This window comes from Plectonema radiosum NIES-515, from assembly GCF_025753815.1.
Classification (GTDB): domain Bacteria; phylum Cyanobacteriota; class Cyanobacteriia; order Cyanobacteriales; family Nostocaceae; genus Hassallia; species Hassallia radiosum_A.
In genome coordinates this window covers 1-15877 of the sequence record NZ_JAOWRF010000277.1, presented here as the reverse complement: position 1 = coordinate 15877, position 15877 = coordinate 1, and the positions used below count along the sequence as shown (strand labels likewise).

Genomic DNA, 15877 nt, shown 5'->3' with positions numbered 1-15877 from the left:
CAAAAATTACCATGCGGATTCTATTTGTAGCAGCAGAGGCAGCTCCCATTGCGAAAGTTGGCGGAATGGGTGATGTCGTCGGTGCTTTACCCAAATTCCTCAGACAAATGGGGCATGATGTGCGAATCTTCATGCCCTACTACGGCATGTTGCCAGACAAAATGGATATCCCCAAAGAACCGATTTGGTGGGGAGATGCCATGTTTGAACACTTTGCAGTTTATGAAACAATTCTGCCCGGTACTGATGTTCCCTTGTATTTATTTGGACATCCCGCATTCATGCCTCGGCGGATCTACTCTGGAGATGATGAACATTGGCGGTTTACATTGTTTGCTAACGGTGCAGCCGAGTTTTGCTGGAATTATTGGAAGCCAGAAATAATTCACTGTCACGATTGGCATACGGGGATGATTCCGGTATGGATGAATCAAGACCCCGATATTACCACGGTTTTTACGATTCATAACTTAGCGTATCAAGGTCCGTGGCGTTGGTATTTAGATAAAATTACTTGGTGTCCTTGGTATATGCAAGGACATAACACGATGGCAGCAGCCGTGCAATTTGCCAACAAGGTAAATACAGTTTCTCCCACCTATGCAGAGCAAATCAAAACACTTGAATACGGTGAAACTTTAGAAGGGTTGCTGTCTTTTATTAGCGGTAAGTTATCTGGGATTATTAATGGCGTAGATAACGAAATTTATAACCCAGCAGATGATAAATACATTGCCCAAACTTTTACTACCGGCACATTAGAAAAACGCAAAGCGAATAAAATTGCTTTGCAAGAAGAAGTGGGGTTAGAAGTTAATAGCAATGCCTTTTTAGTCGGGATGGTGACACGATTAGTCGATCAAAAAGGCATTGACTTAACGTTGCAAATTATGGATCGGTTCTTAGCTTATACAGATGCCCAATTTGTGTTGCTAGGAACAGGCGATCGCAATTATGAAACTCAAATGTGGCAAATGGCATCGCGTTATCCTGGACGCATGGCAACTTACTTACTTTATAACGATGCTTTAGCTCGCCGCATCTACGCTGGGTCGGATGCCTTCTTAATGCCAAGCCGTTTTGAACCTTGCGGAATTAGCCAAATGTTATCCTTGCGTTATGGTTGCGTGCCAATTGTCCGTCGCACCGGAGGATTAGTTGACACTGTAACACACCACGACCCCACCAACGGGGCAGGCACTGGTTATTGTTTTGACCGCTATGAAGCGCTAGATTTATTTACCTGCATGATTCGTGCCTGGGAAGGCTATCGGTATAAACCGCAATGGCTGGAATTACAAAAACGCGGTATGAACCAAGACTTCAGTTGGTATCAATCTGCGAAGCAATATGTCAAACTGTACCGCTCAATTTACGGCTTGCCAGAAGAAGAGACACCAGAGTTAATTTTACAACAGTAATTTCAAGTTGCTGCATCGATTCGTTGGCGTAAAATATGCATAGCAAGAGGCACAACGTGGGTTGTGCCCTTAGTGAAAATCGGCTTTGCTCCGAGTGCGATCTGCTAAAAATAATGTGGTTCATTTAAGATGAAAATTGCTGTAATTTAGAATCGCTTTATATTTAGACAGACACCATCAGAGTAGCTTCTGATTTTTTATTTGCTGACTCTAAATTGTGTGTCTTTGCATACACCAAAAGCTCGTATGTCCATTGCGTGAAAATTTGAAAAACTTTTTTAACCACTTCAAAAGCTTGTTGACGCTGTGAATCTGTCAATTCTATTTCTGCAATAAATTTTTCTCCGTCTGGTGTACTTACAACGTGTCCAGTTTCTACATTTAAATGTGTATCCCCAAAATAAATGTATTTTTTGTTGGTAATTGCTTGTAACTCTGAAGTAACTTGTGATGAAATAGAGAAAAAGACATTTCCCATTGATTCTAACGCCTCAATCGCTGCTAGTTTGATGATAGGTTCTGCCTGTAAAGTGTATCCAGCAACAATATAGGCTATCTGGCGGGTAATTTTAGTTTCTTCACCCCAAATAAATTGCAACGCTTCAGTAAAATTCTCAGTTGGGTTAAAGCCTAGTTTTTCTAAGTCTGTGATAAACCAAGACCAGTGATGGTCATCTTCATTAGTGTGTCCATTAATTATCTCCTGAATTCTGTCATCTGGTTTATTGGCGCGAAAAACATATTTATTTAAGTCGCCAAAGCTCATGATAAAATGAGCCATGCAAGGAGCAAAACTCAATCTTTGTCTTAGGTCTATGCTTTTATCTAGCATAAAATCAAATAAAGGTAATTTGGCAAATTCTTGCTTTTGCTCATCAATGAAAGCCATTAATTCTTGCATAAAATTATCTTCCTGTTTTGCGAGATGTCATTAAAGTATGAGTACAGTAGCCGAATATTGGTTTAATTTTGCTCTCCTGTATTTAAGTTGGTAACGCAATCTGAAAAATAAACCAAAATAAATGAATCTATTAAAGATATTTATTACCACACACTTAAAAAATGTTAGATATTGGTTCTCAATTATTAAATGTGTAGTAAAGGATTTGTCCAGATTGTGAGGATAAATCAACTATAGGCTTATAATTTCGTTTTTCCCGTAGTAAAAACGCTGAAAAAAGCAATATTTGTGGGAATATTAATTAAGTAAAAAAATCGGAATTTTTTTAAGTAAAAGTAATCTCTATTTGTCAAAACAATATATACCTTTATAATGAATATATAAAATTTTGATGAGATGTAGAGTGCAAAGCACAGCCAGACTATATCTGGATGAATACTCTACACTCTAACTTTATAAATCCTTTAAAATCTATGTGTCAATTGTAAATCAACAAATAAATAACTAAGTAGCTAACACGGTATTTAAACACTTACTTACTCAGGTATTCTCAGCTTGATACATAGGGATTTCAATTACAAATTCTGTTCCTTTGCCTAATTCGCTAAAACAGTATAATTGACCGCGATGTCTATCAACAATAATTTGATAACTTATTGATAGTCCTAAACCTGTACCTACTCCAATAGGTTTGGTAGTAAAGAATGGATCGAATAGATGTTTTTGCACATCTAAAGTCATTCCTAAGCCATTATCCGCGATGCGAATAGCAATACGTTCATTCTCTAAAACTTCGGTGGAAATCCGGATTTGCATACTTGATATTTGTCCAATGTTTTTTTTCATTGACTCTTCTAAAGCATCAATAGCATTAGCAAGCAAATTCATAAAAACTTGGTTTAACTGTCCAGGGTAGCATACTACTTTCCGAATATCGGTGTAGTTTTTTATTACCTCAATTCCTGGATGATCCTGCTTGGGTTTGAGACGGTTTTGGAGAATCATTAAGGTACTTTCTATACCTTCATGAATGTCAACTTCTTTCATTTCCGCTTCATCGAGACGGGAGAATGTTCGCAATGATTGGACAATTCCGCGAATGCGTTCTGCTCCTAGTCTCATTGAAGATAATAGTTTTGGCAAGTCGGAAACTAAAAAGTCTAAGTCAATGGTATCAATTTTTTCGATAATTTCTGGGTTAGGCTCGGGATATGCTTGCTGATAAAGTTGAAGTAAGCCGAGTATTTCTTTAATGTATGTATTGGTATGAACTATATTGCCGTATATAAAATTAACAGGATTGTTAATTTCATGAGCTACTCCTGCAACTAACTGTCCTAAACTAGACATTTTTTCACTTTGCACTAGTTGACTTTGGGTTTTTTTAAGTTGTTGCAGAGTTTGTTCTAATTGCTTAGTTTGTTCTTGGGCAGTGAGTGCAGCTTGTTGACTTTGGGTGTAGAGTTGGGCTTGGTTAATGGCGATCGCTAACTGATCGACCACTGCCTGTAGCAATTCTACTTCACTGTCAGCCCAAGGACGAGTCTCAGCCCAGTGACCGCAAACAATCACACCTATTTTACCAGAAAGAGTTTTAATCGGTAAAACAATTTCTGATTTTATTCCCAATAATTGTAAAAACTCTCGATGTATCGGTTCGCTAAAAGTTTTTATATCATTTATTTGCAATATTTCTTGCTTTAAAAATTTATCAGTCACAGGTCCAACTTTCTCAATGGAATGACAACCTATTAAACTAGGCAAAGCTGGATTTTTTGCTTCTTTTATTGTTTCCCAAGTAGGAGGATTTGCCCTTGGTTCAAACCAGGAAAAACTACAACGATCAATTTGCAATAAATCTCGGATTTCTTGGATCGCAGTTTCAACAACTTTATCTATGTCAAGGGATTCACGAATTTGGCTAGCCAACCGATTAAGCAACTGTTCTCGACCTGCTAATTCTCGATATCGTGCTTCTGATTCTTTGAGGGCAAATTCAGCTTGTTTGCGTTCTGTAATGTCTCGTGTGACTGTGGCTAAACCTATTGCTTGATTTGTCTTTTGGTCTTGAAGCACAAAGACGTTGTATTCTATGGGAATCAATGCACCTGTTTGCAAATGCCGAAAACGAAACTCCCCTTGCCAACGTCCGTGTTGAATAACAAGTGGAGCAATATTCTCTTGAAAATATGTCCAATCTTCAGGTGCATGGTAATCCGATATATTTGTTTTTTTGTATTGTTCAATGCTTTCAATTCCGACAAGCTTTTGACCTGCTTCGTTGAGAAATAGCGTTTCGGCATCAAGGGTTGCCATCGCTATAAAGTCTGAACTATTTTCAACTAGAGAGACAAACTTTTGTCTTTCTATCTCTGCTTGCTTGCGCTCAATAATTTCTGCGTGCAATTGTGCATTTGCTTTTTGCAATTCTTGGGTGCGCTGTTGCACTTTTGTTTCTAAATCTTGTTGATATTGCTTTAACTTCTCTTCTGCTGCTTGTTTGCGCTCAGTAATTACCTCAGTAAACAAGACAATACCAGCAATTTCACCGTGGCGATCGCGCCAAGGATGACTTTCCCATTTTACCCAATCGATAGAATTATCAAGTTGAACAAAACTATCAGCTTCGCAACTTTCTACCGCTCCCGCTAAACAACGCTGGTGAACTTCCTTCCATTTGTCAGAAATTTCGGCAAAGACTTCGTAATGACATAGACCAATCAGATTTTGCTGGCTCAAGTTATAGTCACTCAACCATCTGCGACTGGTAGCTATATAGCGCATCTGTCGGTCAAATATCGCTACAGCAACGGGTGCGTGTTCCAAAAACAGTTTAAATAGCTCTGGATAGTTTTCTAAGTACATAGCGGTAGATGCCACGCATCTAGTAAATTCTGGGCGATCGTAGTGCCAGTTAATATAACTAGTTTCTAGTTATATTAACGACCGAGTTTTCTCTTAATTTTGGCTACTAACAATTAATAATTTCCCGAATTTAACTATTAATAGACGGCAATTAATTTTTTGGCTGTAGCTGTAACTGATGTCAGTTATTGAAAAAACAAAAAACCGGATTATTCCGGTTTTAAAAGCAATTTATGTGTTATGATATATGCGTATTTTTTTTAACCAATACTTAAATAATTTTGCACAATTTGCAAGATGCGCTCTGCTGCATGACCATCCCCAAAGGGATTAATCGCATTTGCCATTGCTTCATAAGCGGTTGAGTTACTCAGCAACTCACTTGCAGCGGCAAAAATGTCTTCACTGTGCGTTCCTACAAGTTTGGCTGTACCCGCAGCGACTGCTTCAGGTCTTTCGGTGGTTTCTCGCAAAACTAGTACTGGTTTGCCGAGACTGGGTGCTTCTTCTTGTAAACCACCAGAATCTGTGAGGAGAAGATGCGATCGCCCAATTGCCCCCACCAACTCAGCATAATCTAGCGGTTCTGTCAAGAAAATTCGCGGATGATTTCCTAAAAGCCCTTGCAACGGTTCTCGCACTGTGGGGTTACGGTGTAATGGCAACAATAAAGCTGTATCCGCAAACTTATCTAAAATCTGTAAAAATCCTTGTGCAATTCCTTGTAATGGTTCTCCCCAATTCTCCCGACGATGCACTGTTGCTAGCAGTGTGCGATGTGAATCCCAATTTAAACCAGGTATATTACAAGCAGGTTTGCGACTTGCCACATTTAACAAGGCATCAATCACCGTATTACCTGTGTGGTGGATTTCACCCAAAACCCCAGAACGTTGCAAGTTTTCCACAGCTAAAGGAGTTGGGGCAAAGTGCAACTGGGTAAGTTGCGAAATCAACCGACGATTAGCTTCTTCTGGGTAAGGATTAAATAATTCATCAGTTCTTAAACCTGCTTCTACATGACCTACAGGAATTTTTTGATAAAAAGCTGCCAAAGTAGCTGCAAAAGCTGTTGTCGTATCTCCCTGCACTAATACTAAATCTGGCTTGCTTGCTTGCAATAATGTTTCTAAACCTCGTAAACTACGGCAGGTAATGTCACTCAGAGATTGTTGAGGCTGCATAATCTCTAAGTCACGATCTGCCTTAAAGTTGAACAGTTGCATCACTTGCTCAACCATTTCCCGATGCTGTCCTGTCAAAATTATTTGCGTGTCGAAATCTGAAGAGCGTTGGAATACCTGAATCACCGGAGCTAGTTTAATTGCTTCCGGACGAGTACCCAAGATAATATAAACTCGCTTTTGATTAGTCATTAAGTAGGTCGTTTCACGAGGGAATGAGGGTTTGGTTCGGGGGGATTAATCAGTTGGGTTTAAGCTGATTGAATTAGAGAGGAAGAGTCAACGAAAAATTAAGGTTTAAGGCATCCATTCTAGATAATCCGACTTAATTTTACTGTGAAACTTGAATATGTCAGTGGATTAATTTTTTTAATTTTTATCTTTAGGTACTTTCACTGATAAAAAGTTAGATAAATCCAGATATTTTCAAAAAGATTTTATAGATTGTCTTAGATCAAATATGGGTAATATAATATACGTAGTCTACAATTTAATTGTACAATTGACATTCAAAAAATAGGCAAAATGAGATGTATGACATACAAAAAATGACTTTAAGAGATATGTCAGAGTGTGGATTAGCACTGCGTCGCTTGGGTGATAATGCTCAGAGTATGGAAGAAGTCAGTAATAATATAATTAAATATCTTTATCAAAATTTTGTTGAGAGTTCATCTGGTGAAAAAGTTTGTGTATTAATTCGTTTTTTCAAAACCCATTCTTATAAAGAGTTAACACCAGATTTGCAAGAATATGCAAGGGGAATATTAAGCGATCGCATCGTACCCGATAACCTCAAATGCTTGACACTACTAGCAACTGCGGGAGAACTGCCACAATGGAATTCGCGACATGAATCTGTCGGACATAAACTAATTCCCCTTGCAAATGAAGATGCGATCGCACGCATACCAATGATTTCTCAACTTATACAGCAATTAGGTTTAAATCCGGGTATTGTGATGCAATCAGACCCGAATTTATTAACTGATTTAGAACAGAAGATGTATAACGTATTTTACGTTTCTCATGCATTAAATAGTCCTTATATTCCTTCGAAAAGCTCATTTGTAGTTCCGTTTAATGTCAAATCAGTATTAGGGTTGGGGGGGGTATTGCCTTCAGGAAATATATTTACCACCTTGATATTTTTCAAGGTTGTGATTCCTCCAATCGTCATTAATTTATTTCGTCCTTTGGCATTAAATATCAAAATGGCAATTCTCCCATTTGATGATGGCTGTATTTTTTCAGATAATTCTCAACCAATTATAAATGCAGAAATTGCCGATAATAATCAAAATAAATCCTTCAAGTACCTGAATTCTCAAATTGCCACATTAAATCAGTTATTGGATGTTTCCGAACAATCTACTATCACTCAGTCAGATAGACTGGAAGAAGCGATCGCTAATCTTCAAAAAACCTTAAATCAGTTACAAAAAACTCAAGTTCAACTAATTCAAAATGAAAAAATGTCTAGTTTGGGTTATATGATAGCAGGAATCGCTCATGAAATTAATAATCCAGTAAATTTTATTCATGGTAATATTACTTTTACCGAAAAATATACTCAATCATTGTTAAATTTATTACAACTTTATCAAACAAGTTATCCAAATTCTACAGGAGAAATTCAAGAACTAATAAAAGAAATTGAACTGGATTTCATCACCTCAGATTTAAATCAAATATTCAAGTCTATGAAAGTAGGAACTGAGCGAATTCAAGAAATTATTCTTTCCTTGCGAAACTTTTCTCGGATTGATGAATCAGAGCTAAAAGAAGCAGATATTCATTCAGGAATTGATAGTACCTTAATGATTATACAGCACCAATTGAAGAAAACCAAAAACAACTATCCCGGAATTAAAGTTATTAAAAAATATGGTAATTTACCACTAATAAAATGCTATCCAGGTCTATTGAATCAAGTATTTATGAATATTCTCAGTAATGCAATTGATGCATTTGAATTTGGAATTGGGGCAGAAAGTCAATTGCAAATTCCTCAGATTTCAATTTTTACCCAAGTAATAGAAGCAGAATGGGTAGCCATAAATATTGCTGATAATGGTGTGGGGATGACAGAAGAAGTACGTTCTAAATTATTTGATCCATTTTTTACCACAAAACCTATCGGGAAAGGTACAGGTTTGGGTTTATCTATTAGCTATCAAATTGTGGTGGAAAAACATTGCGGACAAATTATTTGCAATTCTCAGTCAGGACTAGGTTCAGAATTTATAATTAAGATTCCTGTCAAAAATTGAAGAATGCAGAATCAGGGTTCAGTCGGGATACAGGCATTCAGGGGACACGTTTTCACAAAGAAGGGGAAAGGGTGAAGTTTTTGATGCGATCGCTTGGTGTTAAACCGAACTTTCCATTTTGCGCTGCTTGTATCCAAACACCCATCAAAATAATCGGTAAAGACCCGGCAAGAACCCATAAAATTAATTCGGCTCGATATTCAATCATGTAGGCGTAATACACTGAAAGCAGAGTCAAGGCTTTTTTAATAGTTTTTTTCATTTTTATTTTTTCGGGTAACTAGTAGCACCTTTATTATTAAACACTTAATCTGTTAAATACAGGCGATCGCTCTTTTTGCAATGTGACACTCAGATTATTTCAGTATTCGTACTGAGCTAAAAATATTTAATAGTGCATATCTTAAAATATACTGTTTTTATTAATAGAAGCAAAGCATCTCACCCGACAAAGTGCTGGTCTTTTGGTGTAATTGAGAAACTTCACCTGATATGTAATCGCCGAAAATTTATGTGTCTATGCAAAAGCAAAAAAATAAATTCAGCCACCTCACTGCTATAGAAAGAATTTATCTATCATTTCCAGCAAAGTTTTTATTGGAAAAAAACCTCCTGAAAGGTAAAATATTAGATTTTGGCTGTGGCTTTGGTAATGATGTTAAATTATTACAAGAAAAAGGCTTTGATCTTACAGGTTACGATCCTTATTATTTTACCGAATATCCTCATGAAAAATTCGATACAATAATTTGCTTTTATGTTTTAAATGTTTTGTTTCCCGAAGAACAAGCAAATGTTATCATGGGAGTATCACACCTCTTAAAACCAGGAGGTAAAGCCTATTATGCAGTTAGAAGAGATATAAAGAAAGAAGGCTTTAGAGAACATTATATCCATAAGAAACCTACTTATCAGTGTAATGTGAAACTTCCCTTTAATTCTCTAAAATTAGACGATAACTGTGAAATTTACGAGTATATTCATTATAACCGCCAAAGAAACTCAATCAATAATTGTATATTTTGTAATCCTTATACCCATCTAAGCTTCCTAACCGAATCTGCCACTGCTTATGCCATGTTTGACGGTTATCCTATAAATAAAGGTCACGTTTTGGTTATTCCCAAACGCCATGTCAGTAATTATTTTGAGCTACCATTGAAAGAGCAATCTGCTTGCTGGCTGATGGTTAATAAAGTGCAAGAAATTCTCACCCAAAAATTTCAACCTGATGGTTTTAATGTGGGGATGAACATTAATCGAGATGCGGGTCAAAATATAATGCACGCGAGTATTCATATCATCCCTCGTTATAAAAGTGATACCGCTGGTGTTAGAGGTGGGATGAGAAATGTGATTCCGAAAATAAAATAGTTTGTCTGTTGAGCGCGATCGCGCTTATACCGATTTGCACATCATAGATATGACCTCACCCCCTACCCCTTTCCTTAACAAGGAGAGGGGAGATAAAGCATAGCTTTATCGGGGTGAGGTTTATTTGGGTGATGTTTTATACATATGACTCAACGGAGAACCGCTATATTTTCATTGCGATCGCTTCTATTTTCATGACGATCGCTTCAACGTTAGTGACGACAGCTTCTATTTTCATGACGATCGCTTCAACGTTAGTGACGACAGCTTCTATTTTTATGACGACAGCTTATGGATTGGTTGCGATCGCTTCTATTTTTATGACGAATGATTTAAGAAACCGTCGTAAAGACGTTCCACTGGAACATCTCTTGATATCGTTTTTAAATCGATTTATTGTGAAAGTAAAGTATTAGGATCGATGCCTTGAGATTGCAAATAGGCAATAAGTTTTTCTTTCTGCTGACGTTCTTGTTCAGCGCGTTGACGTTCTTGTTCGGCACGTTGACGTTCTTGTTCGGCACGTTGACGTTCTTGTTCAGCGTGTTGACGTTCTTGTTCTACCTTTTCTATTGCCCACGATAATAAATTACCTGACTCATCCCACCAACGCAACCAATAACCCGTTCTCGCTTCTTTTGTTCCTTGCCAAGTCCCTAAAAATAAGCTCATTGAATCAATCCAATGAAGTCCATCAGAATTAGGTTGCTGCAATTCATATCGCTCATTTTCTAGTTGGTAAAATTCTAATAATCCGACCTTTGGGTCAAAAATTACGTAAATGGGAACTTTGATAATTTGCTCGTAGAAAAACCATTTTCCGGGGGGATAAGTTCGTTTAACTGAATATTCTCCACCATCGCTATCGGAAATAAATTCCATCACAATTGCGGGAATATCACCTTCTAAATTAGGTGTGTAGCTTTTGCGTTCTCCTAAATTTTGATTAACAGTTGGAACATAAACCCAATCTGGTGCTTTAGCGATAAATTGCCCGTTTAAAGTAGCGCAAAGAGCAAAGTTTGAGGCAATCAACATTTGAGGTTGAATAAATCCCGCAATTTCTAAGCTTTCACGCAAAGCACCAGCCAAAATTGGTTGTGATGTATTTTCCACAGGTTCATCCTCAAGTTGAAAATTCTCTGGTAAAGCTGACCAAGAAATTACCAGTTCAGTCAAAGATTTTCCTTCACCGATTTGGGTTGCCATAAGTGCTGCCTTTTGGTGGAATTGCTTTTATTTTATCGGTATGAGGTTTTTTCGTAGCTTTTTTCAACGCACTAGGTAGCTAAGGTAAGCGCAAAGTAACGCAGAGTCTTTTTTGAGGTTTTCTTCCTGATGAATCTTGACTATTTGCATCACTCGTGCATTATATATATATGTGGAATTCACAGAATCCAAGAGCGAAAATAGAAGACACAAGCTTTGTTAAGAAAGCCTCGCGTTAAAATTGGAGTCTGTAGAGAGTGGTATTACAAGTAGAAAAAAGTGCTTACGAAGCGAAAACTCAAGAAATTGCCAAACAGCTTTTAGCTGCGACGTCAGAAAATCGTTCTTTCTTCGCTTCTTTGCGCGATCAAATGCGTTGGGATGATAAATTGCTAGCTTGGGCAATGAGCAATCCGGGGTTGCGGGTGCAGCTATTTCGCTTTATCGATACTTTACCTGCTTTACATAGTAAAGCAGAAATTGCGGCGCATTTGCAAGAATATTTGGGAGATGAGTCTGTAGAATTACCAGCTGCTCTGAAGGGGATGCTAAACTTTGCTAACCCTGATTCTATGCCGGGACAAGTTGCAGCAACAACTGTGGGGACAGCGGTTGAAACTCTAGCGCATAAATATATTTCTGGGGAAAGTATTAAACAAGTCATCAAAACCGTTGAGAGACTGCGTAAAGAAAAAATGGCTTTCACCATCGATTTGCTTGGTGAAGCGGTAATTACCGAAACTGAAGCGCAGTCTTATTTGGAACGTTATTTGGAATTGATGCAACAACTTGTGGAAGCGTCTAAGGGTTGGAGTAAAATTCCGGCAATTGATGAAGCTGATGTTGCAAAAGTCCAGGTTTCTGTAAAGTTAACCGCGTTTTATTCGCAATTTGACCCGTTAGATGCGAAGGGTAGTGAGGAGCGAGTAAGTTCCCGGATTCGTACTTTGTTACGTCGTGGGAAAGATAGTGGTGCTTCTGTTCACTTTGATATGGAACAGTATGCTTATAAAAACTTAACTTTCAGCATCTTGAAAAAAATCTTGCTAGAAGATGAGTTTAAGGAACGCACAGATGTTGGGATGACAATTCAAGCGTATTTGCGTGACAGTGAAGAAGATGCACGTAACTTGATTGCCTGGGCAAAACAGCGCGGTTATCCGATTACAATTCGTTTGGTGAAGGGTGCGTATTGGGATCAGGAAACGATTAAAGCTGCACAAAAACACTGGCAACAACCAGTTTACAATGATAAGGCGGCAACGGATGCGAATTTTGAAACGATAACGCAGTTGTTGCTGGAGAATCATGAATATGTGTATGCTGCGATTGGTAGTCATAATGTGCGATCGCAAGCTAGAGCGATCGCGATAGCCGAAAGTTTAAATGTCCCCCGGCGTTGCTTTGAAATGCAAGTTCTCTACGGCATGGGTGATAAACTAGCTTCGGCGTTGGTTGATAAAGGTTATCGAGTTAGAGTTTACTGTCCTTATGGGGAGTTGTTGCCAGGAATGGCGTATTTAATTCGCCGTTTGTTGGAGAATACCGCAAATAGTTCGTTTTTACGGCAAAATCTGGAAAATCGCCCGGTTGAGGAGTTGATTGCTGCGCCTAATATAGAATTGTCTCACGCAAAGGCGCAGAGGCGCAAAGAAGAGGAGGAGGGTTTTGCTGTTGATACGGATTATGCTGAGGAGGAGGAAAGGAAGAAAGCGCAAGCTGCTATCCAAGGTGTGCGTCAGCAGTTTGGGAAGACGTATTTACCTTTGGTGAATGGGGTGTATGTAGAAACTCAGGAGGTTGTTGATTCTGTTAATCCGTCGAATTTTAGGGAAATTGTAGGGAAGGTTGGGCTTCTGAGTGTGGAACAAGCAGAAGAAGCTATGAAAGCTGCAAAATCTGCTTTTCCAGGTTGGAGGAAGACTCCGGTGAAGGAACGTGCTGAGATTTTGCGGAAGGCTGGGGATTTGATGGAACAACGCCGTGCTGAGTTTTCCGCTTGGATTGTTTTGGAGGTGGGTAAGCCTCTGCGGGAAGCGGATGGGGAGGTTTCTGAGGCGATAGATTTTTGTCGCTATTATGCTTCGGAGATGGAACGGTTGGATAAGGGTGTTAATTATGACGTTGTTGGGGAAAATAATCGTTATATTTATCAGCCACGAGGAATTGCGGTGGTGATTTCTCCTTGGAATTTTCCTTTGGCGATCGCTTGCGGGATGACGGTTGCTGCTTTGGTTGCAGGGAATTGTACGCTCCTCAAACCTGCGGAAACTTCTTCTGTAATTACGGCTAAATTTACAGAAGTCTTAATCGAAGCGGGAATTCCTAAAGGTGTTTTTCAATACGTTCCGGGTAGGGGTTCCCAAGTTGGCGCTTATTTGGTGAATCATGTAGATACTCATGTCATCGCTTTTACGGGTTCCCAAGAAGTAGGTTGTAGAATTTACGCAGAAGCGGCAATTGTTAAACCCGGTCAAAAGCATATGAAACGCGTAATTGCGGAGATGGGCGGGAAGAATGCAATTATTGTGGATGAAAGTGCTGATTTAGACGCGGCTGTGGTGGGGGTTGTGCAATCGGCGTTTGGTTACAGCGGACAAAAATGTTCTGCTTGTTCGCGTGTAATTGTGGTTGAACCGATTTATAATACCTTTGTGGAGCGCTTTGTCGAAGCAACGAAATCGCTGAATATTGGCGAAGCGGAGTTACCAAGTACTCAAGTCGGACCTGTGATTGATGCTGCGGCACGCGATCGCATCCAGAAGTATATTGAAATAGGTCGTCAATCAGCAAAAGCGGCTTTGGAAATGCCAGCACCCGATAATGGCTATTTTATCGGACCTGTCATTTTTAGTGAAGTATCGCCAGATTCAACAATTGCCCAACAAGAGATTTTTGGTCCAGTTGTCGCAGTAATTCGTGTGAAGGATTTTCAGGAAGCGCTGCAAGTTGCGAACGGGACTAATTATGCTTTGACTGGAGGTCTTTATTCGAGAACTCCTTCGCACATTGAACAAGCGCAGTCTGAGTTTGAAGTCGGCAATTTGTACGTTAATCGCAATATTACGGGTGCGATCGTTGCTCGTCAACCTTTTGGTGGTTTTAAGCTTTCGGGGGTGGGTTCTAAGGCTGGGGGTCCAGATTATCTGTTACAATTCTTGGAACCGCGCACGATAACGGAAAATATTCAACGTCAAGGTTTTGCTCCGATTGAGGGTGCAGATTAATTTGGTGGGGGTGGGGTTTCCCCACCTTAATTTTATATCGAACCGCCTTCTGGTGCGTCGGCTTCCGCCAACGCGCTTCGCGTCTCCGTTCGCGCAGCGTCCCGAAGGGAAGGAGAAGACGCCAAGAACGCCAAGAGAGTTTGATGAGTGATTTGGTTGTTAGGAAGCGTGGATTTGTCTTTTGAGTTTTCGCAGATTAAGGCTATTAGAAGGGTCGTTTTTCAAGAGGAACAAGGGGTTGAAGAAGCTGAAAGAGTTTGATGGGAAAGATGAAATATGCGACCATTTGATTGCTTTTTTGGATAATCTTGCTGTGGGAACGCTAAGGATGAGATATTTGGATGATAAAACTGTCAAGATAGAAAGGCTTGCTGTTTTATCTAGAGCAAGAGGTCAAGGTATTGGTAATAAAATTATAAATGAGGCGCTGTTAATTATAGCAAACAAAAAGATTCCGGAAGTTGTGATTAACGCTTCATGTGTATATAAAAGGTTTATACTACAAGTTCGGTTTTGTCGAAGAGGGAGAAATATTTATAGAAGCGGGTATTCCTCATGCCAAAATGAGGAAAAAGTTGTAGAGACGTTCCGTCGGAACGTCTGTACGGGAGTTAGGATTTTATATAAATTTATAATTTATAATTCTTCACTTTTAACCGATCGCAGAAGCGAAGCGATTTATGGCTGCCAAAAAAAAGCGAAATAAATATAATAGTCTGCTGATTCTGGGGATAATTTGGCTGATATCGGCTTTATGCGATCGCATTTGGCTGACACTAGATCGCTCAGTTCCAGGTTGGGATCAAGCAGATTACTTAACCGGCACGTTAACCTACTTGCAAGGGTTACAAAATGCTCAATGGTGGGATGCAGAATGGTGGCGAAGTTTTTGGCTACTATCTTCTAAAATACCGCCTTTAACTTATATTATTACTGCTATTGTTCAAAATATCTTTGGCACTGGTGCAGATCAAGCGACTTTAGTAATGCTGTTATTTAGCGCAATTTTGATTTGGTCAGTTTATGGCTTAGGTAAAGTGCTGTTTAACGAGTCTGTAGGTTTATGTGCCGCTGCATTATGTCAAATTTTACCAGGTCTTTATCGCCTCCGTTTAGAATTTCTCTTAGATTATCCCCTCGCATCTGTCGTTACCTTAAGTTTTTATTGCCTCACAGTTTGGCAAGTTAGGGGAGAGGGGGAGACTTGGGGACAAGGGGGACAAGGGGGACAAGGGGGACAAGGAGAAAAAGAGGAATTTGTTTTCCCATCTTCCTCATCTCCCTTGTCTCCCTCATCTCCCTTGTCTCCCTTGTCCCCCTCCTCCCCTCCCCCCCCCCCCCCCCCCCTCCTCCCCCCCGCAGCTTCTGGTTTTTCTTTATGATTTGCTTTATTATTGTTGCAGACTGCGTTTTTTTTTTTGTT

The 15877-nt window shown here is 39.2% G+C and carries 12 protein-coding genes; 7 read left to right on the top strand and 5 right to left on the bottom strand.

What is annotated here, in order from left to right:
- The first annotated feature begins 11 nt into the window (after positions 1-11).
- On the top strand, positions 12-1421 hold the full coding sequence (glgA, locus tag OGM63_RS19395; RefSeq protein ID WP_263747310.1) for a glycogen synthase GlgA: 1410 nt from the start codon (positions 12-14) through the stop codon (positions 1419-1421).
- Positions 1422-1584: 163 nt separating this feature from the next.
- On the opposite strand, the gene OGM63_RS19390 is transcribed toward glgA, so the two are convergent.
- The 3 genes from OGM63_RS19390 to wecB form a co-directional block, all read right to left on the bottom strand.
- Positions 1585-2322: a hypothetical protein gene (locus tag OGM63_RS19390; RefSeq protein ID WP_263747297.1), complete on the bottom strand. Its 738-nt coding sequence runs from the start codon at positions 2320-2322 to the stop codon at positions 1585-1587.
- A gap of 540 nt (positions 2323-2862) precedes the next feature.
- A complete protein-coding gene (locus OGM63_RS19385; RefSeq protein ID WP_263747296.1) occupies positions 2863-5202 on the bottom strand; it encodes a PAS domain S-box protein in 2340 nt (779 codons plus the stop codon).
- Between the two features lie 245 nt (positions 5203-5447).
- The gene (gene wecB, locus OGM63_RS19380; protein ID WP_263747295.1) at positions 5448-6563 is read right to left on the bottom strand and encodes a non-hydrolyzing UDP-N-acetylglucosamine 2-epimerase; all 1116 of its coding nucleotides are present in this window, start codon (positions 6561-6563) and stop codon (positions 5448-5450) included.
- Positions 6564-6919: 356 nt separating this feature from the next.
- Between wecB and OGM63_RS19375 the strand changes: the two genes are divergently transcribed.
- Positions 6920-8644: a sensor histidine kinase gene (locus OGM63_RS19375; protein WP_263747294.1), complete on the top strand. Its 1725-nt coding sequence runs from the start codon at positions 6920-6922 to the stop codon at positions 8642-8644.
- A 52-nt stretch (positions 8645-8696) separates the two neighbouring features.
- Here OGM63_RS19375 and OGM63_RS19370 read toward each other — a convergent pair whose 3' ends face one another.
- Positions 8697-8906, bottom strand: coding sequence for a hypothetical protein (locus OGM63_RS19370; RefSeq protein WP_318528505.1), 210 nt, complete (start codon positions 8904-8906; stop codon positions 8697-8699).
- A gap of 257 nt (positions 8907-9163) precedes the next feature.
- Here OGM63_RS19370 and OGM63_RS19365 point away from each other — a divergent pair, with 257 nt between their 5' ends.
- Entirely contained in the window at positions 9164-10018 is an 855-nt protein-coding gene (locus OGM63_RS19365) for an HIT family protein (protein WP_263747293.1), read from the top strand.
- 128 nt (positions 10019-10146) lie between these two features.
- Entirely contained in the window at positions 10147-10434 is a 288-nt protein-coding gene (locus tag OGM63_RS19360; RefSeq protein WP_263747292.1) for a hypothetical protein, read from the top strand.
- On the opposite strand, the gene OGM63_RS19355 is transcribed toward OGM63_RS19360, so the two are convergent.
- Entirely contained in the window at positions 10412-11227 is an 816-nt protein-coding gene (locus OGM63_RS19355; protein ID WP_263747291.1) for a Uma2 family endonuclease, read from the bottom strand. The genes OGM63_RS19360 and OGM63_RS19355 overlap by 23 nt on opposite strands.
- 257 nt (positions 11228-11484) lie before the next feature.
- Between OGM63_RS19355 and pruA the strand changes: the two genes are divergently transcribed.
- The 3 genes from pruA to OGM63_RS19340 all read left to right on the top strand — a co-directional run bounded on the left by pruA (position 11485) and on the right by OGM63_RS19340 (position 15836).
- Positions 11485-14454 carry an L-glutamate gamma-semialdehyde dehydrogenase gene (gene pruA / locus OGM63_RS19350; protein WP_263747289.1) on the top strand — a complete coding sequence of 990 codons (2970 nt, stop codon included), beginning with the start codon at positions 11485-11487 and terminating at the stop codon, positions 14452-14454.
- A 238-nt stretch (positions 14455-14692) separates the two neighbouring features.
- Positions 14693-15160, top strand: a complete 468-nt coding sequence (locus OGM63_RS29885; RefSeq protein ID WP_263747288.1) for a GNAT family N-acetyltransferase — start codon at positions 14693-14695, stop codon at positions 15158-15160.
- Positions 15135-15836 (top strand): ArnT family glycosyltransferase, encoded by a 702-nt coding sequence (locus OGM63_RS19340; RefSeq protein ID WP_318528504.1) that lies wholly within the window; start codon positions 15135-15137, stop codon positions 15834-15836. Before OGM63_RS29885 ends, OGM63_RS19340 begins: the two co-directional genes overlap by 26 nt.
- Positions 15837-15877: the final 41 nt, after the last annotated feature.